General features: G+C 68.3%; 20 protein-coding genes. 4 read left to right on the forward strand and 16 right to left on the reverse strand.

Features of this window, described 5'->3' with window-relative positions; all coding sequences use genetic code 11:
- Positions 1-14 precede the first annotated feature (14 nt).
- From DFQ14_RS08100 to DFQ14_RS22015, 11 genes are all read right to left on the reverse strand, one after another.
- Positions 15-1004 carry an NAD-dependent epimerase/dehydratase family protein gene (locus DFQ14_RS08100; RefSeq protein ID WP_114452509.1) on the reverse strand — a complete coding sequence of 330 codons (990 nt, stop codon included), beginning with the start codon at positions 1002-1004 and terminating at the stop codon, positions 15-17.
- Positions 1001-2188 (reverse strand): glycosyltransferase, encoded by a 1188-nt coding sequence (locus DFQ14_RS08105; RefSeq protein ID WP_114452510.1) that lies wholly within the window; start codon positions 2186-2188, stop codon positions 1001-1003. Before DFQ14_RS08105 ends, DFQ14_RS08100 begins: the two co-directional genes overlap by 4 nt.
- A complete protein-coding gene (locus DFQ14_RS08110) occupies positions 2185-3639 on the reverse strand; it encodes a sugar transferase (protein WP_114452511.1) in 1455 nt (484 codons plus the stop codon). The genes DFQ14_RS08105 and DFQ14_RS08110 overlap by 4 nt, the downstream gene beginning before the upstream one ends.
- A complete protein-coding gene (locus DFQ14_RS08115) occupies positions 3636-4865 on the reverse strand; it encodes an NAD(P)-binding domain-containing protein (RefSeq protein ID WP_114452512.1) in 1230 nt (409 codons plus the stop codon). The genes DFQ14_RS08110 and DFQ14_RS08115 overlap by 4 nt, the downstream gene beginning before the upstream one ends.
- Entirely contained in the window at positions 4862-6277 is a 1416-nt protein-coding gene (locus DFQ14_RS08120; RefSeq protein ID WP_179951524.1) for a carboxylate--amine ligase, read from the reverse strand. The genes DFQ14_RS08115 and DFQ14_RS08120 overlap by 4 nt, the downstream gene beginning before the upstream one ends.
- A gap of 10 nt (positions 6278-6287) precedes the next feature.
- On the reverse strand, positions 6288-7649 hold the full coding sequence (locus tag DFQ14_RS08125) for a nucleotide sugar dehydrogenase (RefSeq protein WP_114452513.1): 1362 nt from the start codon (positions 7647-7649) through the stop codon (positions 6288-6290).
- A 141-nt stretch (positions 7650-7790) separates the two neighbouring features.
- The gene (locus DFQ14_RS08130) at positions 7791-8474 is read right to left on the reverse strand and encodes a polysaccharide deacetylase family protein (protein ID WP_114452833.1); all 684 of its coding nucleotides are present in this window, start codon (positions 8472-8474) and stop codon (positions 7791-7793) included.
- Positions 8475-8629: 155 nt separating this feature from the next.
- Positions 8630-9691 carry a 2-oxoacid:ferredoxin oxidoreductase subunit beta gene (locus DFQ14_RS08135; protein WP_114452514.1) on the reverse strand — a complete coding sequence of 354 codons (1062 nt, stop codon included), beginning with the start codon at positions 9689-9691 and terminating at the stop codon, positions 8630-8632.
- A complete protein-coding gene (locus DFQ14_RS08140; RefSeq protein WP_114452515.1) occupies positions 9688-11601 on the reverse strand; it encodes a 2-oxoacid:acceptor oxidoreductase subunit alpha in 1914 nt (637 codons plus the stop codon). Before DFQ14_RS08140 ends, DFQ14_RS08135 begins: the two co-directional genes overlap by 4 nt.
- Positions 11602-12108: 507 nt before the next feature.
- Entirely contained in the window at positions 12109-12813 is a 705-nt protein-coding gene (locus tag DFQ14_RS08145) for a class I SAM-dependent methyltransferase (protein ID WP_420810140.1), read from the reverse strand.
- A gap of 302 nt (positions 12814-13115) precedes the next feature.
- Complete coding sequence (locus tag DFQ14_RS22015; protein ID WP_170206307.1) at positions 13116-13268, reverse strand: hypothetical protein; 153 nt, start codon at positions 13266-13268, stop codon at positions 13116-13118.
- A gap of 311 nt (positions 13269-13579) precedes the next feature.
- Between DFQ14_RS22015 and DFQ14_RS08150 the strand changes: the two genes are divergently transcribed.
- Positions 13580-14716 carry an FAD-dependent oxidoreductase gene (locus DFQ14_RS08150; RefSeq protein ID WP_114452516.1) on the forward strand — a complete coding sequence of 379 codons (1137 nt, stop codon included), beginning with the start codon at positions 13580-13582 and terminating at the stop codon, positions 14714-14716.
- A 5-nt stretch (positions 14717-14721) separates the two neighbouring features.
- On the opposite strand, the gene DFQ14_RS08155 is transcribed toward DFQ14_RS08150, so the two are convergent.
- From DFQ14_RS08155 to DFQ14_RS08175, 5 genes are all read right to left on the reverse strand, one after another.
- Positions 14722-16080, reverse strand: coding sequence for a uracil-xanthine permease family protein (locus DFQ14_RS08155; protein WP_246195413.1), 1359 nt, complete (start codon positions 16078-16080; stop codon positions 14722-14724).
- 135 nt (positions 16081-16215) lie between these two features.
- On the reverse strand, positions 16216-17547 hold the full coding sequence (locus tag DFQ14_RS08160) for an aspartate aminotransferase family protein (protein ID WP_114452835.1): 1332 nt from the start codon (positions 17545-17547) through the stop codon (positions 16216-16218).
- A 153-nt stretch (positions 17548-17700) separates the two neighbouring features.
- A complete protein-coding gene (locus tag DFQ14_RS08165; protein ID WP_114452518.1) occupies positions 17701-18084 on the reverse strand; it encodes a DUF5313 family protein in 384 nt (127 codons plus the stop codon).
- A gap of 73 nt (positions 18085-18157) precedes the next feature.
- Entirely contained in the window at positions 18158-18556 is a 399-nt protein-coding gene (locus DFQ14_RS08170) for a hypothetical protein (RefSeq protein WP_141921303.1), read from the reverse strand.
- A gap of 228 nt (positions 18557-18784) precedes the next feature.
- A complete protein-coding gene (locus DFQ14_RS08175) occupies positions 18785-20149 on the reverse strand; it encodes an MFS transporter (RefSeq protein WP_114452520.1) in 1365 nt (454 codons plus the stop codon).
- 550 nt (positions 20150-20699) lie between these two features.
- On the opposite strand from DFQ14_RS08175, the gene DFQ14_RS08180 reads away from it, so the two are divergent.
- The 3 genes from DFQ14_RS08180 (at position 20700) to DFQ14_RS08190 (ending at position 24194) form a co-directional block, all read left to right on the forward strand.
- On the forward strand, positions 20700-22052 hold the full coding sequence (locus DFQ14_RS08180; protein WP_114452521.1) for an MFS transporter: 1353 nt from the start codon (positions 20700-20702) through the stop codon (positions 22050-22052).
- 10 nt (positions 22053-22062) lie between these two features.
- Positions 22063-23283 carry a M24 family metallopeptidase gene (locus DFQ14_RS08185; RefSeq protein ID WP_114452522.1) on the forward strand — a complete coding sequence of 407 codons (1221 nt, stop codon included), beginning with the start codon at positions 22063-22065 and terminating at the stop codon, positions 23281-23283.
- Between the two features lie 104 nt (positions 23284-23387).
- The gene (locus DFQ14_RS08190; RefSeq protein WP_114452523.1) at positions 23388-24194 is read left to right on the forward strand and encodes an IclR family transcriptional regulator; all 807 of its coding nucleotides are present in this window, start codon (positions 23388-23390) and stop codon (positions 24192-24194) included.
- Positions 24195-24290 lie beyond the last annotated feature (96 nt).

A 24290-nucleotide genomic window follows, 5' to 3' on the forward strand; every position in this document is an offset into this window, starting at 1 on the left:
CGCCGGCCTCGCCGTCATGACGCGGAAGTCGCGGGCGCCCGGTTCTGCCGGGTCTGCTCGTCGACCACCGACCGGATGATGTCGTCCAGCGTCCGGGTGGGGCGGAAGCCGATCAGCGCCCGTGCGCGCGAACAGTCCGGTACCCGTCGCCACATGTCCTCGTAACCGCTGCCGTACACCGATTCGTAGGGCTGGTACACGATCCGGCTGGACGAACCGGTCACCTCGAGCACGCGGTCGGCCAGGCCCGCGATCGAGACCTGCTCACAACTACCGAGGTTGACCGCCGTGCCGAACGCCTGCTCGACGTCGACGAGCCGCGCCAGGGCCGGCACGACATCCCCGACGTGGCAGAAGCAGCGCACCTGCTCGCCGGTCCCGAAAACGGTCAGAGGCGCCCCCTGCAGCGCCTGGGCCACCAGCCGCGGGACGACCATGCCGTAGCGGCCGCTCTGGCGGGGACCGACGGTGTTGAACAGCCGGGCGATCACCGCTCGCAGGCCGTGTTCGCGCACGTAGGCGTCGGTGAGGCTCTCGTCGAGGGCTTTCGCCTCGGAATAGGACCACCGCGACTTCAGCGGCGATCCGATCAGGCGATCGTCGTCCTCGCAGAGCCCGACCTTGCCGTTCTTGCCGTAGATTTCGCTGGTCGAAGCGAGCAGCAGACGAGCATCGTGCCGATGAGCGGCCCGCACGACGTTCTCCGTGCCGTGCAGGTTGGTCAGCAGGCTTTCCAGGGTGCGGTCCCGGATGACGAACGCGCCGACGGCAGCGGCCAGGTGGAAAACCACATCCACCCCCGCGGTGAGATCGTCGACCGTGGCGGGGTCCAGGATTGTGCCGTGCACCAGCCGGAATTCGGGATGCCCGGTGATCGCGGACAAGTTCTCCTCGCACCCGGTGCTCACGTCGTCGAGGCCGACGACATGATGGCCCTTCGCCAGCAGGTGCTCGACCAGGTGGGAGCCGACGAAGCCGGCAGCGCCGGTGACCAGTGCCCTCATCGGTGCCCTCCCGTCGATTCGGCGAGCGAGGCATCGACCGAAGCGGGTGCCGGGTGCGGTGGCCGCGGCCCACGCCGGGTCAGCAGACCCTCGTAGAGATCGTCGATCCTGCCGGTGACGGACTCGATCCCGTACCTGTCGTGGATGGCTGGCACCGTTTCACGCGGGGGCCCGCCGGACGATCCCGGCCATGAGGGCTCCATCCGGGCGAGCTCGGCGGCGATCTCCCGGCGCATTCCCGCCACTTCACCGGGTACCGCGCGGGCACGGTCGGTGTCGATGTCGTCCATCGCGGGGCATGTCGTGTACAGCGCGCGCATACCGTTGGCCAGCGCTTCCAGCACCGACAGGCCGAAGGTCTCCTGGTCGGAAGAGGCCACGAACAGGTCCATGGCCGACAACATCGCCGCGACGTCGTGGCGCTCACCGGCGAAGACGACCCGTTCGGACACGCCGTGCTCGCGCACCACGCTCTCGAGGCGGTCGCGGTCGGGACCCTCTCCGATGAGCAGCAGCCTGGTCGTGGCGTCCAGCATCGGAGCCATTGCCTCGATCACCAGGTCGAAACGCTTGTTCGGATCCAGCCGGCCCAGCACACCGACGACTCGAGCTTCGCCGGGGATCGCGAACTCCGCCCGGATGCGCGCGCGGTGCGACTCGTCGAAGGCGACCCTGCCGAAGTCGACACCGTTGGGGATCACCGTGATCTTGTTCCGCTGCACGCCCCACTTCACGAGCCTGTCGGCCACCGTGTCCGAGACCGCGATGGTGGCGTCCGAGCACAGGTCCGTGCCCAGATACAGTGCCTGCACCCCTCGGGTCATGCGCCTGCGTTCCAGGTGTGTCCGGCCGATCGAGTGCTCCGTGGTCACCACGACCGGGACACCTGCCAGCCGCGCGGCGATACGGCCGTAGATACAGGCCCGATACAGGTGTGTGTGGACCACGTCGTACCCGCCACGCCGGATCAGTCTCCACAACCGCAGCAGAGCGGGGACCTCGGTGTTGCTGGTCATGCCGAGATCGTGCACGCGCACGCCCTCGCGTGAGATCATCTCGGCCACCTCGCCCGGGTTGTAGAGCGTGACGACCTCGGCGTCGTGGCGCGTGTGCCGCAGCACCGAACGCAACTGCAGTTCGGCTCCACCGACGCCCAGGCCCGTGATCACGTGCAGAACTTTCACCGAGGACCTCCCCGAGACAGGCAGCGAGACCATCCGCTGCCGACGAGCACGGTCGCCAACGTCCTGGCCACGATCACCGCGTCCAGCCACAGCGACCAGTACTCGATGTACTGGTTGTCGAATCTCGCCCGCTGCCGGATCGAGGTGTCACCGTGCAGCCCGTGCACCTGCGCCCATCCGGTCATTCCGCCCGGCGTTCGATGCCGGTCCGAGTAGCGGGGGATCTCCCGCGCGAAGCGCAGCGCGAAGTACGGCCGTTCCGGGCGCGGCCCCACCAGGGACATGTCCCCGCGCACGACGTTGAGCAGCTGCGGCAGCTCGTCGAAGTGCAGCGCCCGCAGCCGGCCACCGAGCCGTGTGCACTGCTGCTGTGGCACCACCCAGCCCTGCTGTGCATCCCGTACGACGGTGCGCAGCTTCACCACCGACATCGTCCTTCCCCCGCGGGTGACACGCTCCTGCCGGAAGAAGACCCCGCGACCGCTGCTGATGCGGACCGCGGCCGTGAGAACCGCCAGCAGCGGGACGCCCACCACCGACAGCAGCGCTGCGACGACCAGGTCGAACGCCCGCCGCACCCGGGTGCCCGCCCGGGTGTGCGCGTGGTGCCGCAGCGGGACGAGCGGCACCCCCCACACCTCGTCGAGACATCCTCGCGGCAGCGCCATCCCCAGTTCGTGGAGCCGAGGTACCACGCACACATCGGCGGGCAGCGGCCGGCAGGCGCGCAGCAGCGAGGTCAGTTCCGACTCGGAGGCAGCGGGGCTGCACACGATGATGCGACTGATGCCGTACCCGGCCACCACGGCATCGAGTTCCTCGAGGCGGCCGAGCGAGGGCAGCGGATCCCGTCCGGGTGGGCGGTGATCGAGAAATCCTCGTGGACGCACTCCGAGTTCGGGGTGCTCGCCCAGCAGGTGGGCGATCTCGAGCGCCAACGGCCCCGATCCCAGGATCAGCGCCTGCTCCTGCAACCGGCCGTGCCGGTGTGCCGCCCGCAGGGCCAGGTAGCCGCCCCCGCGGAAGGTGACCAGCATGCCCGCGGTGAGAAGGGCCGCGGCCACCGCACCCTCGACGGGCCACCACGGCAACAGCAGGATCAGCGGCCAGGCGGCGGCAGCGGCGAGCCGCGGCACCTGATCGGACACGCGCAGGCAGAGACGAGCACGATGTTGCCCGTCGGCGGCCAGGGCGAGCAGGACGATCGGGGCGTACAGCGCGCCGAACCATCCCAATCCGGTGACCACGGCCGAGGTCGCCAACGCGAGACCGTCGATGGCGGGAACCAGCAGGAAGGGCACGAATCGTCCCGGCTGCCGTGCGGGCGCGGTGCCGTGCGCGGGCCTGCGATCGTTCTGGTCCGCAGCGAGCACGAGCGGTGCCCGCGCGCCGATTGCGGAGGCTTCCTGCGGGAGTTCACCGGCACCGGGGGCCAGTTCGGTCGCGCTCATCGACCGGCCCCTTCCACGGTGCGCGACGTTCGGGCCCCTGCCGCCAATCGGCTCGTCACCAGGCGTGCCGCGTAGTCGGCACCGTAGACGAAGCGCATGACGGGACCGAATGTCGGCGCGACCGCCGCGCCCATGAAGAACAGTCCCGGCACCGAGGACTGGAAGTCCCACTCGACCTGCGGGGTGCGGTCGATGGTGCGCAGCCGGGCACGCAGCTGCGAGCTCAGAAACGGCAGTCGCCCGGCATCGGGACGATATCCGGTGGCAGCGATGACGTGCTCGGCGGTGAGCGTCGAGGCTTCCCCACCGGGGCCACGCAGCCGCAACCGCACGCGATCACCCGCGGGCTCGGCCCACTGCAGGGAGTGGCCGAGCCGGGTCGGGAATCGCTCCTCCACGCGGTCGCGCAGCCACCACGCCCCCGCAGGCCCCAGCGCGGTCCGGGCCAGCTGCACCCGGGTGGGCGCAGGCAGGTGACGGAACCAGCGCGGGTGCCGGGAATAGAACCAGGTTCCCCACCCCGATCCCAGCCCCGCCTCGGGCTCCCGCAGGCGGCGCAGCAACGGCCGGGCCGGATCGAGCGGCAGACCGTTCCAGGAAATCCCGGGTGCGCGGGTGACCAGCTGCACCGACGCGCCGGACTCGTGCAGCAGGGCGGCGAATTCCAGCGCCGACTGTCCCCGGCCGAGAACCACGACCTCACGCCCGCGGAAAGCGCCGGGATCGGTGTGTGCGGAACTGTGCGAGCACAGCTCGGGCGGCAGACCGGACAGCATTCCGGGGATGTGGGCGAAGTGCTCGACCCCGGCGGCGACGACCACGGAGCGCGCCCGGGCGTACCCGCCGTCGGACAGGGCGAGTTCGTACTGTCCCCGGCTGCCGGTGATCTCGGTGACCAGGACCTCCTCGACATCCGGTGCCTGGTGCTGCTGGAACCATGCGCCGTAGGCCAGAAAGGTCTTCAGCGACACCGGCATGCCGCAGTCGGCGTAGTCGCGTCCGGTTTCCCGGCAGAACTGCGCCAACGTGTACCGGCCGGACGGATCGGACAGGCTGGAGGCGAATCCCTGCGACTTCAGGTACATCCCTCGCGGCATCGCGGTACGCCACAGGTTCAACGGCAGCCCGAACTGGCGATACCGGACACCCGCGCCACGGAGATGTGCGGCCAGCGACAGACCGTACGGACCGGCACCCACGATGGCCACGTCGACGGTTTCGTTCATGCAAGGTCCTTTCCGAATTGACGAATACAGGAGTTGCCGCCTCCGGTCCCGGGCGCTGCCTGCCCACCCGGCGACATCACCGCACCGCGCGAATCTCCCGCGCGACCCGGGCGGTATGCGGGTTGTTGCCGGCGAGGCGAGCGCGCGGAGCGGCTGAACGGGCGTGTCACGGCACGCCATCCCATCCGCACGCACATCAGGCCGAACGGCGCCAGGTCGTCCCGCGCGAACCACGCCGACTCGTCCACCCCGCGCAGCGAGGCGGCCCAGTCCTTCAGCCCGATTCGGCCGCTGCGCCAGTCGCCGAATGCCGCGATGGGGTCGTAGTTCTCCACCAGGAACCGTCGACCGACGACTGGATCGCCGTCGGGAACGGCCTGACCGGTCAGATCGAGATAGGCCGCCACGGCCACGTCGATGCCGGCCCGGTCCCGCAACAGGCGGAACTGCGCTCCGATGCGGGGGTTGAAGTCCAGCAACTTGTACTGGCCGTCGCGCTCGTCCCGGCGCCAGTCCAGGTCCACGATCCCCCGGAAGGACAGCCGGGCCAGGACGTCCGTGGCTTGCCGCCGCAGGACCGGGTTGTCGGCACACCGCCCGAGACTGGTCAACCCCGCCTGTGCCGGGTAGGAACGTTCCTTGACTCCGGTGAATGCGGGCAGGCAGGTCGAATCCGCGGCACAGTAGCCGTGGAAGAACCAGTCGCTGCCCGGACCGCCCGGCAAGTACTCCTGCAGCATCAATGCAGCACCGCCTGCCCGGTCACAGGCTCTGCGCAGTGCGGACAGTTCCTGCCCGCCGCGCACGATCGTGGTGCTGCGGACCCCGGAGGCAGCAGGGCTGCGCCAGGGCGCGGCGAGTTTGGCGACCAGCGGAAATCCCACTTGCGCGGCGAAGGACAGCATCTCGCCCCACGAGTCGGTGAGCACGGTCAGCGGACGAGGCAGGTCCCATTCTTCGCACAGCCGGTGCAGCGAATCCTTCCCGGCAACGATGCGCGGGAGATCCCGCGCGAGTGCGGGCAGGCGGAACCACGGACGCAGCCTGTCGGCATGCTCGGCCAGCAGGATCGCACCGGCATCGTCCGTGGGCAGCAGCACCGAGCGGTGCCCGATACGCTCGGCCAGGCGGGCGAGACCGTCCAGCACCCGGTCGGGGTCGGCCGCCTCGGGGCGCCACAGCCAGCGGCCGTGCAGGTAGCGGGAATGTGCCGCCGGTGCCAGCGCATCCTCGTGCACCCCGTACACCGGCACGCCGAGACGCCCGAGACTGCGGATCACTCCCAACCCGCCGTGGTGGAACACGTTCGGGTCGAGCTTGAGCACCACCGCCGCCGCGGTGGTGTCGAATCCGGCCCCGGAGGGGCAAGTGGTGCTGCCGGGAGAGCTGCTCGTCCCGCTGTGTGTGGCCACTGCGGTCCCCTCAGACGAGCTGCCGGTGTGGTACGAGGTCGAACCGGTAGGTCGCATCCAGCACGCGTGCGCAGTCACGCACCCAGCGGTAGTCGATCTCCGGATGCACCGTGTGGATCACAGCCAGGTCCCATTGCCGGGCATCGGGTGCTTCCTGGTTGGTGAGCCGGGTTCCGTCCTGCAGTGGGACGTGCGGCAGCAACGGATCGTGATAAGCGACGTGGACACCGTGCCGGGCGAGGCCGGACAGGATCGGCAGTGCGGGAGACTCCCGCAGATCACGCACTCCCGCCTTGTAGCTGACCCCCACGAGAAGCACCCGCGCTCTCGCCGGCTCCACGTCCGCCTCGGCGAGTACCTGCAGCGCTCGCTCCACGACGCGTTCGGGACGCCGTTCGATCGAGCGCATGGTCTGCTCGATCAGCGGCGCGGCTTGCTCGTGCTGCCGCAGCTGCCACAGCAGGTAGTGCGGGTCGCACGGGATGCAGTGCCCGCCCACGCCGGGTCCGGGGAAGCCCGCGAGAAAACCGTACGGTTTCGTCCCGGCCGCGAGGGTCACCTCGATCGGGTCCAGACCGAAGTGGGCACAGATGTCGGAGAACTCGTTGGCCAGAGCCAGCGTGACAGCGCGGAAGATGTTCTCGTACAGCTTGGTCAGCTCCGCCGCTTCCGGGGAACCGACCAGGTAGACCGAGTCGGTCACGTTCTCGATCACCGAGGCCGCCCGCGTGGCGCAGGCCGCGGTCGCCCCGCCCACGATCCGCGGCGTCCGGCTGTGGTGATGCTCCGGATTGCCGGGATCGATCCGCTCCGGGCTGAATGCGACATGCACGTCGGTGCCGACGGTCAGACCCCGCTGTTCGAGCGGTTCGGTGAGCAGGCTGCGGGTGGTACCCACGAAACTCGTCGAGGTGAGGATGATCGTCTGCCCCTGGTGAGCGTGGGCCACCACGGTTGCGCAGGCCTGGTTCAAGGCCATCGGGTCCGGCGTGTGCTGCTCGTCCACCGGGGTGGGAACGCAGATGATGACCGCATCGGCCTCGCCGAGTACGGCGGGGTCTCCGGTCAGCCGCAGGCCGCCCGCTGCGACCGCGTCCACCAGCCTGGCCTGCTCGCACTCGGGCAGATCCACCTCACCTCGCTCGATGGCGGCCAGCCGGCTGTCGCTGGTGTCGATGCCGGTAACGTGCAGTGCTGCCTCGCACAGGCCGAACGCCGTGGGCAACCCGACGTATCCCAGCCCCACCACGGCCACCGAATCCACTGCGGACCAGCCCCGACCGGGCACGTCTGCCGGTGAGTACGCCACCAGCCTCTCGCGCAGATGATGCTCGCGACCATTGACCGCAAGTGCGAGTGAAGTCTCGGTCACTGCCTCCCCCTCGTGTCCGGCACACCGTCGAGCTCGGGGAAACAGTGACATCGGCGGGCAGGTCCGGTCCTCCTGCAGCGGGGGGAGTGTGTCTACCCAGTACGCAGGAGATCGGGCCACACCGGCCGTGAAGGCGCGGTACTACCGCGCGGTGCGACAGGTCAGTTCGTGCCGGACCCGCTTGGCGTGCAGGCGCAGCCCCCGGTCCCGCTCGCCCACATACGTGCGGGGCAGCGCGTGCCGGCCGGACAGTGCCGAGCGCCAGATGCCGCAGCCGTAGTCGTATCCGGCGGCCTGCACGGCCTCGATCACCCGTTCGTTCACGTCACCGTACGGATAGCAGAAACCCGGCACGGGCCGGTCGGTGATGCGCTCCAGCACGGTGCGGCTGTGCTGCACCTCGTCGAGCAGTGCCGCCTCGGTGACCGAGCCCAGCGGCCGATGCAGCATCCCGTGGGATCCGATCTCCATGCCGCTGTCGGCGGCCCGACGCACCTCTTGTTCGGTCATCAGCGCTTTGCGGGGCCCCTCCGGATCCCACGCATTGTGCCCGCCCAGCCGGTCGGCGAGGACGAACACCGTCGCGGTGAAGCCGTACCGGTGCAGAGTGGGAAGCACGGTCCGCGCGAAATCCGCGTACCCGTCGTCGAAGGTCAAGCCGACCAGACCACGGGAGCGTCCGGTTCGCTCGGCTGCCAGCAGCTCCCGCATCGAGGTCCCCCGCAGTCCGCGCCGGCGCAGCCACCGCAGCTGCTGTTCGAAACGCCGGGGAGACACGGTCACCCGGTACGGGTCCTGCGTGTACGGCGAAACCGAGTGATACATCAGCACGAGAGGGAACGTGCCGGTACTGCGGGTCCTGGTCGGCTGTGTCACGGTGGACCAATCCCATCGACGACATGTCCACACCGGACCCTACGACAGAACTCCCGGCGACGACTCCCGGCGACGACTCCCGTCGCCGGGGTACTGCCTCTCCGTCAGATGGTCCAGGTGTCGTTGCCGGTGAGCAGACCCTGCAGGTCGGGCGGGTTGGCCTCGGCGGCCTGGCGGGTCTGGGCCCGGGCCTGATCGTCGTAGGTGGGCCGGGGTGCGGCCCGGAAGATGCCGGTGACCGTGGGGTTGAGGTCCTGGCCACCGAGGCGGGACAGCGCGAAGGCCTGGGCGGTGTCGACGGCCTCGGCGTCGTGGACCACGATGTCGTCCTCGCCGACCTCGTCGAGTTTGGCCACCTGCAGCTGGCCCTGGCCGTCACGGACGACACCGTAGCGCTCGTCGTCGGGGCCGAAGGTGATCGGCTGCCCGTGGGTCAGCGGGATGAGGCGGCGCTGCTTGTCGTCGCTGTCCTTGAGCACGTCGAAGGCGCCGTCGTTGAAGATCGGGCAGTTCTGGTAGATCTCGACCACCGCACTGCCCCGGTGCTGCGCGGCGGCGGTGAGCACTTCGGTCAGGCCTTTGCGGTCGGAGTCCAGCGCCCGACCGACGAACGAGGCTTCGGCACCCAACGCGAGCGAGACCGGGTTGAACGGGGTGTCCAGCGAGCCGACCGGGGTGGACTTGGTGACCATGCCCTGATCACTGGTCGGCGAGTACTGGCCCTTGGTCAACCCGTAGATGCGGTTGTTGAACAGCAGGATCTTGAGGTTGACGTTGCGCCGCAGCGCATGAATCAGGTGGTTGCCGCCGATGGACAGCGCGTCGCCGTCACCGGTGACCACCCACACCGACAGGTCGGGGCGGGTGGTGGCCAGCCCGGTGGCGATCGTCGGCGCGCGACCGTGGATGGAGTGCATGCCGTAGGTGTTCATGTAGTACGGGAACCGGCTCGAGCAGCCGATGCCGGACACGAACACGAGGTTCTCGCGCTTGAGACCCAGCTCGGGCAGGAACGCCTGGATGGTGTTGAGCACGACGTAGTCGCCGCACCCGGGGCACCAGCGCACCTCCTGATCGGACTTGTAGTCCTTGGCTTTCTGCTGCTCGTCGGTGGTCGGCACATTGTCCAATCCACCGAGGGCGGGCAGACCCAGATCGGTCGTCACGCTTCTACCCCCTGCACGATGTCGGTGAGCACGTTTTCCAGCTCCTCTGCCTGGAAGGGCAGGCCCGCCACCTTGGTGTAGGACTGCGCGTCGACCAGGTACCGGGATCGCAGCAGCATCGCCAGCTGCCCCAGGTTCATCTCCGGCACCACAACCCGGTCGTAGGCATGCAGGATCTCGCCGAGGTTGGCGGGCATGGGATTCAGATACCGCAGGTGCGCCTGCGCGATCGCGTGGCCGTTGCTGCGCAGCCGGCGACAGGCTGCCCCGATCGGCCCGTAGGGCGATCCCCAGCCGAGCACCAGCACCCGGGCCTGCCCCGACGGGTCGTCGACAGCGAGGTCCGGCACGGACACGCCGTCGACCTTGCTCTGCCGCAGGCGCACCATCGTGTCGTGGTTGTCGGGATCGTAGGAGATGTTGCCCTTGCCGTCGGCCTTTTCCAGCCCGCCGACCCGGTGCTCGGTGCCCGGTGTGCCCGGGATCGCCCAGTCGCGAGCCAGGGTCTCGGGATCACGCAGATACGGCCAGAACTCCCCGGAACCGTCCGGCGCGTTGGGCTCGGTGGCAAACGACACCCGCAGGTCCGGCAGCTGGTCCACCTCGGGGATCAGCCACGGCTCGGAGCCGTTGGCCGTGGCCCCGTCCGACAGCAGCACCACCGGGGTGCGATAGGTCAACGCGATCCGGGCGGCCTCCAGGGCCACCTCGAAGCAGTCCGCCGGTGAGCGCGGGGCGAGCACCGGCACCGGTGATTCCCCGTTGCGCCCGTACAGGGCCTGCAGCAGGTCGGCCTGCTCGGTCTTGGTCGGCATCCCCGTCGACGGGCCGCCCCGCTGGATGTCGCAGATCAGCAGCGGCAGCTCCAACGCCACCGCCAGCCCGATGGTCTCCGACTTCAACGCCAGCCCCGGCCCCGAGGTGGTGGTCACTCCCAGGCTGCCGCCGAACGAGGCCCCCAGTGCCGCCCCGATCCCGGCGATCTCGTCCTCGGCCTGGAAGGTGGTCACCCCGAAGTTCTTGTGCTTGGCCATCTCGTGCAGCACATCCGAGGCCGGGGTGATCGGGTAGCTGCCCAGAAACACCGGCAGCTCGCTGCGCTGCCCCGCGGCCACCAGACCGTAGGCCAGAGCCTGGTTCCCGGTGATCTGCCGATAGGTGCCCTGCGGCAGGGTGGCCGGGGCCACCTCGTAGCTCACCGCGAACGACTCGGTGGTCTCGCCGTAGTTCCAGCCCGCCCGGAAGGCCAGCACATTGGCCTCGGCCAGCTGCGGTTTTTTGGCGAACTTCTCGCGCAGGAACTGCTCGGTGCCTTCCGTGGGGCGGGAATACATCCACGACAGCAACCCGAGCGCGAACATGTTCTTGGCTCGCTCGGCCTCCTTGCGCGACAGACCGGTCTCGGCCAGCGCACCCTTGGTCAGCTCGGCCATGGCCACCTCGTGGACCACGTACGGCTCGAGCTCGTAGGTCTCCAGCGGGCTGGTCTCATAGCCGACCTTTTTCAGGTTGCGCTTGGTGAACTCGTCGGTGTTGATCACCAGGGTGCCGCCACGCGGAAGATCGGCGATGTTGGCCTTCAGCGCCGCCGGGTTCATCGCCACCAGCACATCCGGGCGGTCCCCCGGTGTCAGGATGTCGTAGTCGGCGAAGTGCAGCTGGAAGCTGGACACACCCGGCAGCGTCCCCGCGGGTGCGCGAATCTCGGCCGGGTAGTTCGGCAACGTGGCCAGGTCATTGCCGAACGCCGCAGCTTCCGAGGTGAATCGGTCCCCTGTCAGTTGCATTCCGTCGCCGGAATCTCCCGCGAACCGGATCACCACGCGGTTGACCTTGCGGGTGTCCTGCGCAGCACCGGCCGTGCCGGCCCCCGCTTGTTCCGCGGGCCGATGCCCGTTCGTCGCTGTCACTTGACCAGTTCCCTTTCACCGTGCAGGGCAGCCCCGCATCCTGCAGCAGCGCAACCACTGCGGCTGTTTCGTACCGCGGGACGCGGCCACCGCTCAAGGCCGCCGATCACGCCACGTCCCGGCACAGAGCCTACTACCGGTAGCCGAAGCCCTTCGACCACTCGCCCATTCCCTGGGATGACACCGGGCAGCGATCCGCTGTGTCACCGTTCACCGTTGCGGTTCCGGCGACAGCGGCTCGACGATGAGCGGCACGGCGAATTCCCGCGAACGGGAAAACCCGCACGCACCTCTCTGCCCACCTGTTTTGTTCCGGCCATGCGGCCACGGAGCAGCACGGGAATCCGCTGTGGAGATATCATCCGATTCGGCTGTCGGCATTTTGCCCGCGCGAGCGACCGAAAACCGCGGTTGTGATGTAAACCATATTCATTGCCCGTACTGCGCGGTGACGCACCTCACCGGGCCGGTGGTTACCGCGTGGAGATCGGCCACACCGCATCGAGGTCATCCCGAGCGGGACGGGCGGCGGCAGACGTAGGTCCGCGCCGGGGGAAGGTTGCGCCACACGGTGCGTGTCGTGACGACCTCGTCGAATGCCCGACCGAGACGGCGGCGGAACGAACGCGCACCGGGCATCCCCAGTGCATGGGCATAGGCGATGGTGGTGAATGCGCCGCCCGGGACGAGAACCCCGCCGACCTCCTCGAGAATGCGGGTCTGCGAGTCACCGGCGAACAGCGACCACGGCAAGCCACTGACCACCGCATCGACGGATTGCACACCCGCCTCGGTCAGGAGCTGTCCGAGTTGCTGGGCATCGCCCTGGATGACTTCCAGCCACGGCATGCTGGTGCGCAGGTGTTCGACCATGCCCGTGTCGAGTTCGACGGCAATATGCCTGCCTGCGGCGGGCAACCGCTCGGCCACCGCTCCGCTCAGCGCACCGGTGCCCGGTCCGAGTTCCACCACCACCGGGTGGTCGGACGTGGGCACCACTCTCGCCATTTCCCTGGCCAGTACCGGGGAACTGGGGATGACGGCGCCGACCGTGGACGGCTCCCGCAGCGCTCTGCGCACGAACGTGCGGTACTCGCTCCACACGGACCGGGAGCCCCCCTTCGCCGCAGCGCCGACGGCTTCCGGCGAACCGGCGGGTTGGCGGGACTGCATCTCGGTCCACTGCTCGTTGGGCTGCTGCGGTGCGCTCACGGTTGCCTTCTCGATCGGGGGTCTGACGTTCACAGCGTATCTGCCCCCCGGACCGGCCCACATCCGCCTCGGCGACGAAGACAGCTCCGCACGCGAAAAGGCACCCGTCGGCCCACCGGAGTCCGAGTCCCGGCGAGCACGACAAAAACAAAAATCGCGTCGGGTAACGAAGAAACGAAGACCGACGATAAAACAACGGGCCGGGTTTTTCTCGAAAAATCACCGGAAAAATCGGTGCACCGGCACATTCCGGTGCACCGGGTTCACGGGCTTGCCCGACGAAAGCAAGCCCGTGTGCCTCGTCAGGCCGGCTGTTCGGGCAACGGCGTGGCCGGTTGCCCGAGTTCCTGCTCAGCGGTTTCCGTCGGGGATTGCCGTACCCACGTGACCGCGGCACTTACCACCGCCAGCAGCACGACTGCCTCGCTCGTCAGAGTCACCCATACCGCTGCCACTGCCGTTGCCTCCTTTCTGCTTACCTTACCCACCTCCGGTTCCCGCGCGCGCACGCGCGCACGCGCGAAGACATGCAGTCGGGCGCGTGCAGGGACGATTCCAACAAAGACCGGAAGAGGTTGGGGCGAACAACCACTTGCAACAACGATGATAGGGCCTACCCGTATTCCCGTGGGAAGGGGTACCGGGTGTTTTCGATCGCACTCGATCGGACCATCCGCCAAGCACGCACTCGGTGGCACACACCACGTTTCCATCCCCGTCGGAAAGCCTGTACCGCAGCGATTGTTCCTCTGGTGTGACGAGCCGGATGCAACCGGGCGACCCCGCTGCCCGCCATGTCGACGTCGTCGTGATCGGCGCGGGCCAGGCGGGCCTGTCCAGTGCCTACCACCTGCACCGCCAGGGCTTCGCGTCGCACCACGAGTTCGTCGTGCTCGATCGCTCCGACGGGCCCGGCGGTGCTTGGCGGCACCGGTGGCCCTCACTGCGACTCGACGACGTCCACGGGATCCACGATCTGCCGGGCCTCGCCTTCGGTGGCAAGGACGAAACGCGCCCGGCCGCCGACGTCGTCGCCGAGTACTTCGGCGACTACGAGAAGGCCTTCGACCTGCCCGTGCTTCGCCCGGCCGGGGTCACTGCCGTGCGCCGTGGCAACGGCGACCGCCTGCTCGTGGCAAGCTCGGCAGGCAGCTGGTCGGCTCGCGCGGTCATCAATGCCACCGGCACCTGGACCCACCCGTTCCGGCCGCACTGTCCGGGACAGGAATCGTTCACCGGCCGCCAGTTGCACACCGCCGACTACCGCGACGCCGAGGAATTCCGGGGCCACCACGTCATCGTCGTGGGCGGTGGTATTTCGGCGGTGGAACTGCTCTCCGAGATCTCCCGGGTCGCCACCACCACCTGGGCGACACGGCGTCCTCCGGTGTTCACCGGCACCGAATTCACCTCCGAGGACGGGCGGGCGGCCGTGGCCACGGTCGAGCGACAGGTCCGTGCGGGGCTACCGCCCGGCAGCATCGTGGGCCTCACCGGCCTGCCCTCGACTCCCGCGATCCGCCGCGCCCACGAGCGCGGCGTCCTCGAACGGTCACCGATGTTCGACCGGATCACCCCCACCGGCGTGGCCTGGAACGACGGCACGGAAGTCGCCGCGGACGCGATCCTGTGGGCGACCGGCTTCCGCCCGGCCATCGACCATCTCGCTCCGCTGGGCCTCCGTGAGCCGGGTGGGGGAATCCGGCTCGATGGCACGCAGGCCGTCGCCGAACCGCGGCTGCATCTGGTCGGCTACGGCCCGTCGGCCAGCACGGTCGGCGCCAACCGCGCCGGCCGCTCCGCTGCTTGCGCCGTCACTGCTGCCGTGCGCGGCTTTTCCCGTCCCGGAGGGGAACCGGGCCATCAGCGGCGATCGCGCACACGTCCCTCCGATGCCGCATAGTTCCGCTACCGGCGGGTGGGAGCGAAGGCGCGCAGGAAGTGGTACCCCAACAGCACGATGATCGTGCCCAGCGCGATACCGCCGAAGCTGAACTGCGGGGTCACCTGCAGCGAGACCCCGCCGACACCGACGATCACCCCGGCGGCGAGCGGCAGCAGAGTCGCCGGATCGGCGAAGTCGACGCGGTTCTGCACCCAGATCCTGGCTCCCAGCAGACCGATCATGCCGTAGAGCACCACCGTGATACCGCCGAGCACTCCCCCCGGTGTCGCCGCGATGACCGCACCGAACTTCGGGCACAGACCGAGAACGATCGCCACGAGAGCCGCCACCCAGTACGCCGCGGTCGAGTACACCCGGGTGGCCGCCATGACACCGATGTTCTCCGCGTACGTCGTCGTCGGGGGCCCGCCGACCGAAGCCGACAGCGTACTCGTGAAGCCGTCGGCGAAGATCGCGCGCCCCAGGCTGCTTTCGACCTCACGGCCGGTCATCTCCCCGACGGCCTTGATGTGCCCGGTGTTCTCGGCGAGCAGCGCGATGACGGCGGGCAGAACCAGGGCGATCGCCGAAGCCTCGAAGTCGGGGGCATGCAGTGTCGGCAACCCGAGCCAGTCGGCCTGCGCGACCGCGCTCAGGTCGACCCGGAAACGCTCGACGACCTCGCCGGAGGCGTTCGGCGACCGGAGCATTCCGAACCACCGGTCGAAGACCCAGGACAGCCCGTATCCCGCCACGAGCCCGAGGAAGACGGCGATCCGCCCCCAGAGCCCCCGCAGCAGCACACTGCAGACCAGCACGATCACCATCGTGATCAGCGCGATCCACTGATCCTGCGGCCAGTATGTTTCGGCCACCACCGGGGCCAGGTTGAATCCGATGAGCATCACCACGGCGCCGGACACCGCCGGAGGCAGCAGGCGCTGCAACGCTCGTGCCCCGGCGACGTGGATGATCACCCCGATCGCCGCGAGCACGGCTCCCGCGACGAGGATCGCGCCGGTGACGGTCGCACTGTCACCGCCGCCGGCCCTGATCGCGGTGACCGCCCCGACGAACGAGGCACTGCTGCCGAGGTAACTGGGAATCCTGCCCTGCACGATCAGCAGGAACAGGATCGTGGCCACCCCCGAAACCATGATCGCCAGGTTCGGATCCAGTCCCATCAGCACCGGGAACACGAAGGTCGCGCCGAACATGGCGACCACGTGCTGGGCACCGAATCCGAGGGTGCGTGGCCAGGACAGTCGCTCGTCGGGAGCCACCGACTCCCCGGGGCGCGGAGTGGTTCCGTCGCCGTGCAACTTCCAGCCGAGGCCCAGTTTCCGTGCCGTGGTCGTCGTTCGTTCGGTGCCTGTGGTCACCGCGGAAGTCTCTCGCACGGCCGCATCCGGAAACGAAAGGGACGCGTTGCGCTGCGGTACTTCACGGACACGGCCGGTCACCGTCATCGCACGACAGGGCTCGCCCCATGCCTGCCCGGGAGTCCTTTCCGCGGGTCAGCTCGCCTCGGGCGACGGTACCGTGTGCAGGGCGTCCAGCAGCACGCGCGCACCCTCGCGCACCTCGGACTCGGTCACGCTCAGCGGCGGGGCGATGCGCAGCACGTTGCCGTGCAGGCCACCCTTGCCGACCAGGACGCCCTGGCGCTTGGTTTCCTCCAGGACCTCGGCGGCCAGCTCCGGTGCCGGCTGCCCGTCCGGGTCCGCGAGCTCGACACCGATCATCAGCCCCTTACCGCGCACGTCGGCCACGGCCGAAGCGCTGCCGAGAGCTCCGTCGAGTTCCGCGCGCAGGATCGCACCGACGTGTGCGGCATTGCGCTGCAGATCGTGCTCCAGCAGGTAGTCGAGATTGGCCAGCGCACCTGCGGCCGTCACCGGGCTGCCGCCGAACGTGGAGATGGAGTTCGCGGCGACACTGTTCATCACCTCGGCGTCGGCAACGACACCGCCGATCGACAGCCCGTTGCCCAGTCCCTTGGCGAAGGTGACGATGTCGGGCTTGCCGTTGTCGGCATGCGCCTGCCATCCCCAGAAGTGCTCGCCGGTGCGGCCCCAGCCGGTCTGCACCTCGTCACTGACCCACAGGATCCCGTGGCGATCCAGGACTTCCTTGAACCGCGCGTACAGCCCGTCCGGCGGTGTGGCGAACCCACCGACGCCCTGGATCGGCTCGGCGATCAGGCACGCGACGTTACCGTGCAGCTGATCGAGCACATCCTCGAGATCGGCCACGCACGCTTCGGTCAGCTCCGCATCGGACAGCTGGGCCATCGGGGTTCCGCGTCGGCGGCTGCCGTGCACGTAGAAGGTCTGTACCGGAGACAGGCTCGTCGGCGACCAACTCCGGTTGCCGGTGACCGCCATCGAGGAGAACGAGCGCCCGTGATAGCTGTTGCGCAGCGCCAGGACCTGATTCGAGGCCCGGTAGCCGGTGGCCAGCAGCAGGGCGGTGTCGTTGGCCTCGGTGCCGCTGGTCGTGAAGAACACCCGGGGGTCGTCGATGTCGGAGAGCTCGGCCACCCGTTCGGCGAGCTCGATCATCGGCCGGTTCAGGTACAGCGTGGACGAGTGCAGAATCCTGCTCGCCTGCTCGCTGACGGCGGCGGTGACTTCGGGCACCGCGTGGCCGGTCATGGTGGTCAGGATGCCGCCGAAGAAGTCGAGGTAGCGGTTGCCCTCGGCGTCCCGGACGTGCCGCCCCTCGCCGCTGTCGATGTCGATGGGCTCGGCGTACATGGTGGTCAGCCACTCCGGCAGTACCGCCTTGCGGCGCTTGGCCAGTTCGGCGTGGGTACCGGTGGCATCCGCCTCGTTCCCGGTGTTCATCGAGCCCATGTCATCCCTTCGTGGTTGTGACGGAGCCGGCTCGGCACCGCCGGCCCCCGGTTGTCGAACGTATGACCCGGGGCATACAGGTGCAACAGGTATGCGGCCGGTATCCACGGCAGTCCGGACGGCAACCACCGGTGTTTCGTGCCGTCATCGCTCTCGACGGCGCCGGGCCGCCCACTTCGTCTCCCGCCGCACGTCCCGGTACAGTTCCCGGGTTTCTCGGGCCAGTCCCGGCGCATGGCCGTGCTTGATCGCCCGGTGCTCGGCGGTTTCGACCATCGCACTCACCGAGTAGAACAGGCCGACCAGCAAGCCCAGTACGGTCGCCCACACGCGGATCGACAGCGGCCCCGGCAGCAGCAACACCACCACGCACAGCGGAGCCAACTGCATCAGCGCCCGTGCCAGCTGCCGCAGCACCCACGTGCGGCAGGTCACATCGTGCAGCACCCACTCGGCACAGCGGTCCGGCAGCTTCCCGCCGTAGGCGTACCAGACCCACTGCAACGGGTTCGGACGCGACATGCCCATTCCGGGAAGAATAGCCCTCGACCTCGATACGGCTGTCTCGCCGTCGGGTCGAGCGGTACGCTTTCGCCGCTGCTCACCGGCGATCCAATCTGGTGCGCAACCGAGTGCAGGCCCGGATCACGGCATCCACCGCGCGAACCGACATCCGCGACGCCCCGTCGGGCATACGCTGCCGCGGGGCGGTCGCTGCGGCAGCGGGCTCGTTCCACAGCTGCCGCACCACCGCGTCGCGGCGCGCGGCTCCCACCTCGGTCGCTTGAGCGAGTTCGGCGAGTCCGTTGGTCAGTGCCTGCACGACCGCAGGGACCTGGGCGATGGGCAGCCGGAAGGTCGCCGTGCAGCGATTGCCGCTCCAGAGGCTGAGCACGACGATCCGATGCTCGGCATGCCAACTCATCCGCAGGACGCGTTCCGGGCCGCGATCATCGAGGAACACCTCACTGGAGCCGGCCGCCAGCAGCACAGTTCGCATACGTGCATACTGCCTGCCGTCGAGCGCGCGGGAAAGTCCCGCTGCGCCATCGGAACGTGAACTGGTGATCGGCGTGAGTCCCGACGGTTCGGTCACCGATCGCGGCCTCCCGGTGAGGGTGTCGATCCGGGCATACGTTGGGCGCGATCCGACGCACGCAAAAAGCCCTCGCGCCGACCGGGACGGACCCGAATCGGTGCGGGGGCCGTGTCGTTTCTCGTGGAGACGTCAGGACGCGGGCGCTGCTCCTGAGCTCTCGATTTCCTCGTCGGTCTCCGCCTGGGCAGCGGCCGAGCCCGTTTCGGGCAGCAGGAAGGCCGACAGGAACGTGGCCAGCCCCATGATCAGGAGGAACACCGACACCGATGTCGAAGTCCCCGTCGCGGCCAGCAGCGCGGTCATGATGAACGGCGTGCCGCCACTGATCAGGATGGCTGCCAACTGGTACGCCAGGGAGACTCCCGAGTAGCGCACCCGCGGCTCGAACAGCTCGCCCAGGTAAGCCGCCAGGGGGCCATAGGCCAGGCTCGACCCGATACCGCCCACCGTTACGGCAACGGCGATGAACAGCAGCGATCCCGTGTCGACGAGCCAGAAGAAGGGGAACGCCCAGACCGCGATCACACCGGCGCCGGCGAGGATGAGCGGCCTGCGGCCCATCCGGTCGGACAAGGCACCGGCCGCGAGGATCACCGCGATGCCGACCGCCGAGGAAGCCAGACTGATGAGCAGCAGGATGTCCCGGGGGAGGCCCAGTTCCCGGGTGCCGTAGTCGAGCACGCCCGCGATGCTGATGTAGAAGATGGCGTTGGAGGCGAACAGCAATCCCGATCCGAGCAGGATGCGCCGGCCGTGTGTCCGCATCACCTCCAGCAGCGGCGCCTGCACCACTTGGGCCGCTTCGGCCTGCTTGCGCTGCTGGAGCTCCCGGAACACCGGTGTGTCCTCCACCCGGAGCTGGATGAACAGAACAACCGGGAACAGCGCGGCACTGGCCAGGAACGGGATGCGCCATCCCCACGCGAGAAACGCCTCCGGGGAAACGAGGGCGCTGACCAGAAGGAACGACGTGTTCCCCAGGATGACGCCGATCGGCACTCCCATCTGACCGAAGGTTCCCGCCAGACCTCTGCGGCGGCTTCCGGCACTTTCGGTCAGCAGCAGCACGAGTCCGCCCCACTGGCCACCGACCGCGATGCCCTGCAGAAAACGCAGTGCCACGAGCAGGATCGGGGCGGCCACACCGATCGACGAGCTGGTCGGCAGCACGCCGATGAGGAAGGTGGCCGCGCCCATGAGCGTCAGGCACGTCACCAGTGCCGGCTTACGACCGAGCCTGTCACCGAAGTGACCGAAGATCAGGCCGCCGATGGGGCGGGCGATGAAACCCGCCCAGAAGGTGCTGAAGGACAGCAGGGTGCCGATCAGCGGTGACGTCCCGGGAAAGAACAGCGGCCCGAACACGAGCGCGGCCGCCGTGGCGTAGATGAAAAAGTCGTACCACTCGATGGAGCTTCCGACGAGTCCCGCGGCCATGAGCTTGGCGGGCGGTCGCCGGCCGGACAGTGTGCTCTCGGCCCGCGCTGCGGTCATGAACCGATCTCCTCCTCCGACAGAAGCAGCGTCTCGTTGGTACCGACCAGTCGGTCTGTGACGCGTACAACAGTGACCACGCAGGAGGACGAAGTCAATCCCCGCTCGATCGAGGGGCCGTTCCATGCAGCCGGTACGGCGCACGGGGAGAGACAGAGAGCCAGCTCACGTTTCATTGTGGACAACAAAGTTGCAACAAAATCCCGCCAGCATGCACCGCGTGCCACATTACTCAACTTCGCAGCTCACTGCGCCTGCACCGAGAGAACGCAGCGGGAACATCATCACCCCGTAACACAAGGAAAGCCCTCTTCACAGCGGGGACGCCGAGAGCAGGCCAATCCTGACGTGACGTCTTGACTCCGAGTAAGTCGCCACCTAGGTTCCTTTCATCGCAACCGAGTTGCAAATTCAGTCAGTGCCAGTACAGCGTGGTGCGGTACTGCGAATGTCGTGCAGTCCTCCGAGCGCGGCAACCAGATACCTGTCCATCGCCGATGGGCTGCCGGACACCCGGCCTGTCGGCACAATTCCCTGAGGGGGGAGTGCGGTGAGCGAAACCCTCCCGGGTCGCGATACCGAAGAGCCGAGACCGGCGGCGTTGCGCCGGGTCGTCGCGGCGAGCTTCATCGGAAACTTCGTCGAGTGGTTCGACTACGCCGTGTACGGCTATCTCGCGGCCACCATCGCCCTGGTTTTCTTCCCCGAGACCTCGCCGACGGCGGGGCTGCTGGCCACGTTCGGCGTGTTCGCGATCTCGTTCATCATCCGACCGGTCGGCGGCGTGTTCTGGGGTCATTTCGGTGACAAGGTCGGGCGCCGCACCGCTCTGTCGCTGTCGATCCTGATCATGTCGGTCTCGACCTTCGCGATCGCGCTGCTGCCGGGATACGAGCGGATCGGGCTCGCGGCACCGGTACTGCTGCTGCTGGTCCGGCTGGTGCAGGGCTTCTCGGCCGCCGGTGAATACGCGGGCGCGGCCTCGTTCCTGTTCGAATACGCGCCGAAGAGCCGCCGCGGCGTCTACACCAGTGTCGTACCGGCCAGCACGGCCACCGGGCTGCTGTTCGGTTCGGTGCTGGTCACCGTGCTCACGGCGACACTCTCCGACGACCAGATGGCCGCATGGGGATGGCGGCTGCCGTTCTTGCTGGCGGCACCGTTGGGCCTGATCGGTCGCTACATCCGCACCAAGCTGGAGGACACACCGGAATTCCGGGCCCTGGAGCAGGAGGAGGCCCGGACGCGGACACCGCTGAAGGAAACCTTCCTGCACAACAAGCGTGCGATTCTCGTGGGGCTGGGCGTGGCCTGCCTGAACGCGGTCGGGTTCTACACCTTGCTCACCTACATGCCGACCTACCTGTCCAGTGAGCTGCAGCTGGACGAGACCGCGTCGTTCCTGTCGACCACAGTGGCGCTGTGCGGCTACATCGGCTCCGTGTTCCTCATGGGACGGCTGTCCGACCGTTTCGGGCGTCCGGCCGTGCTCGCCGCCGCCGGGATCGTGTTCGCGCTGCTGTCCGTACCGATGTTCCTGCTGGTGGGAACCGCCGGTCTCGTCGGCATCATGCTGCTTCAGCTCGGGCTGGGCGTCATGCTCACGATGAACGACGGCACCCTGCCCTCCTACCTGGCGGAGCTGTTCCCCACCCGGGTCCGCTACAGCGGATTCGCGTTCAGCTTCAACCTGGCCAACGCCCTGTTCGGAGGAACGGCGCCGTTCGTGGCGACCTTCCTCATCCACAGCAGCGGCAGCAACCTCGCCCCTGCCTGGTACCTGGCCGCGGCCGGTCTCGTCGCGGCACTGTCCATCAGTCTCGCGCGTGGCATCTCGCCCCGCGATCCCGTCCGGACCGGCAAGCCGTCGCAGACGGCAACTCCGGTCGACACCACTGCATGAGGAGATTCGAATGAACCTGGACCGTCTCAAGAACATCCCCAACGGACAGCCGGTCACGCCGACGTTCTCCGAGGGCGAGATGCAGCGGCGGGTGACCGCGCTGCGCAAGGCGATGGCCGATTCCGGTGTGGACGCGGCGGTGTTCACCAGTTACCACAACATCAACTACTACAGCGACTTCCTCTACACCGCCTTCGGTCGCAACTACGCGCTGGTGGTCACCCCCAGCAGTCATGTCACCGTCACCGCCAACATCGACGCCGGCCAGCCCTGGCGACGCAGCTTCGGCGACAACCTCGTCTACACCGACTGGCAACGGGACAACTTCCAGCACGCCATCGCCACCGTGCTCGCCGATGCCGGCCTCACGCGCGGACGCCTGGGTGTCGAAGACGACCACATCCCGCCGATGCTGCGCGCCCAGCTCGCCGAGGTCCTGCCCGGCTTCGAGCTCACCGACATCTCGGCGGCCACCATGGCCCAGCGCATGATCAAGTCCGACGAGGAGATCGCCCTGATCAAGCAGGGTGCCCGCATCGCCGACATCGGCGGCGCGGCCGTGGCCGAAGCAGTCACCGAGGGGGTTCCCGAGTACGAGGTGGCCCTGGCAGGCACCCAGGCCATGACCCGCGAGATCGCGGCGACCTTCCCGCACGCCGAGCTGCGCGACACCTGGGTGTGGTTCCAGTCCGGCGTGAACACCGACGGTGCGCACAACTGGCCCACCACCCGGCAGGTGCAGCGCGGCGACATCCTGAGCCTGAACTGCTTCCCGATGATCGCCGGCTACTACACCGCCCTGGAACGCACCCTCGTCTACGGCGAGCCCACCGAGGCGCAGCTGCGGTACTGGAAGGTCAACACCGCCGTGCACGAGCGTGGCCTGGAGCTGATCCGCCCCGGTGCGGTCTGCAAGGACATCGCCGCCGAGTTGAACACCATCTTCGAAGCCGAAGGTCTGCTGGACAAGCGCACCTTCGGCTACGGGCACTCCTTCGGTGTGCTGTCGCACTACTACGGTCGCGAGGCCGGCCTGGAACTGCGCGAGGACATCGACACCGTCCTCGAGCCGGGCATGGTGGTATCCATGGAACCCATGATCACGATCCCCGAGGGCCAGCCCGGCGCAGGCGGCTACCGTGAACACGACATCCTCGTCGTCACCGAAGACGGTGCCGAGAACATCACCGGCTATCCCTACGGGCCCGAGCACAACATCCTCACCCCCTGACCCCGAGCCGTTCCCGAGCCCCGGTGCGCACGGGCCCCACCCCCCGTGCGCACCGGTCACCACATACCCTGGGCCCCCATCGGCTCAGCACGGAGTAGCGCGAGATGACCGACAACGGCGACCACGAGCAGCAGGACACCAGGAACACTCCCTCGGTGCTGCACAACGGTATCCGCATCCTGCATGCCTTCTCCGTCGACGAGCCCGCTTTGGGCGTCACCGAAATCGCTCGCAGAATAAACCTGCACAAAAGCACCGCGTCCCGGATCCTCGGCCAGCTCGAGCAGATGGATCTGGTCGTTCGCGATTCCGAAAGCGGACGTTTCCGCCTCGGCCTGGGGCTGATCGGGCTGGCGGGTCCCCTGCTGGCCAACCTCGATGTGCGCCGCATCGCCTACCCTGCGCTGGAGCAGCTCACCGAACGCACCGGCGAAACCAGCGCCCTGGTCGTGTGGAGCGGCCACGAGTCCGTCTCCGTGGAGCAGGTGGCCAGTCCCAAACAGGTCAAGCACACCACCCCCATCGGAACCCGGTATTCGACTTCGGCCAGCGCCTCGGTTCAGGTGTTTCTCACCGACATGCCCGAAGACCAGGTCCGCGCGCTTCTCGAAGGCCACCTCATGCGCGGCGGCCACAGCGACGAGTACACCGTGCGGCGCTACCTGAATCGACTCTCGGAGGTCCGCTCCACCGGGGTGGCCGTCAATGCCGGAGAGACCAATGTGGAGGAAGTCGGTATCAGCGCCCCCGTGCGTGATCACCGCGGTCACGTTTCGGCTGCCCTGCTGCTGTCCGCGCCCAGTTTCCGGATCTCGTCCGAATTGCGTGCCCAGCTGGCCGAGATAGTGCGGGACACAGCAGCGCAGATCTCCGAGCGGCTCGGCGCGGGCAGGCGCGAGGCCGAGGGATGACCGCATGACGTGATGCACATCGCGTCACCAGGCACGGCTATTGCCTCATGGTCAATTCACTCGCCCGGCAGACACAGCCCTCTGTCGCAACCAGCC

The organism is Halopolyspora algeriensis, assembly GCF_003337235.1.
In the GTDB taxonomy this organism is placed as follows: domain Bacteria; phylum Actinomycetota; class Actinomycetes; order Mycobacteriales; family Pseudonocardiaceae; genus Haloactinomyces; species Haloactinomyces algeriensis.

Excerpts from the sequence above, each read along its gene's own strand:
- DFQ14_RS08110 (WP_114452511.1), bottom strand. The coding sequence starts at position 3,639 with ATGAGCGCGACCGAACTGGCCCCCGGTGCCGGTGAACTCCCGCAGGAA.
- DFQ14_RS08100 (WP_114452509.1), bottom strand. The coding sequence starts at position 1,004 with ATGAGGGCACTGGTCACCGGCGCTGCCGGCTTCGTCGGCTCCCACCTG.
- DFQ14_RS08160 (WP_114452835.1), bottom strand. The coding sequence starts at position 17,547 with ATGAACACCGGGAACGAGGCGGATGCCACCGGTACCCACGCCGAACTG.
- DFQ14_RS08170 (WP_141921303.1), bottom strand. The coding sequence starts at position 18,556 with ATGCGAACTGTGCTGCTGGCGGCCGGCTCCAGTGAGGTGTTCCTCGAT.
- DFQ14_RS08130 (WP_114452833.1), bottom strand. The coding sequence starts at position 8,474 with ATGTATCACTCGGTTTCGCCGTACACGCAGGACCCGTACCGGGTGACC.
- DFQ14_RS08150 (WP_114452516.1), top strand. The coding sequence starts at position 13,580 with ATGCAACCGGGCGACCCCGCTGCCCGCCATGTCGACGTCGTCGTGATC.
- DFQ14_RS08115 (WP_114452512.1), bottom strand. The coding sequence starts at position 4,865 with ATGAACGAAACCGTCGACGTGGCCATCGTGGGTGCCGGTCCGTACGGT.
- DFQ14_RS08165 (WP_114452518.1), bottom strand. The coding sequence starts at position 18,084 with ATGGGCATGTCGCGTCCGAACCCGTTGCAGTGGGTCTGGTACGCCTAC.
- DFQ14_RS08185 (WP_114452522.1), top strand. The coding sequence starts at position 22,063 with ATGAACCTGGACCGTCTCAAGAACATCCCCAACGGACAGCCGGTCACG.
- DFQ14_RS08190 (WP_114452523.1), top strand. The coding sequence starts at position 23,388 with ATGACCGACAACGGCGACCACGAGCAGCAGGACACCAGGAACACTCCC.
- DFQ14_RS08175 (WP_114452520.1), bottom strand. The coding sequence starts at position 20,149 with ATGACCGCAGCGCGGGCCGAGAGCACACTGTCCGGCCGGCGACCGCCC.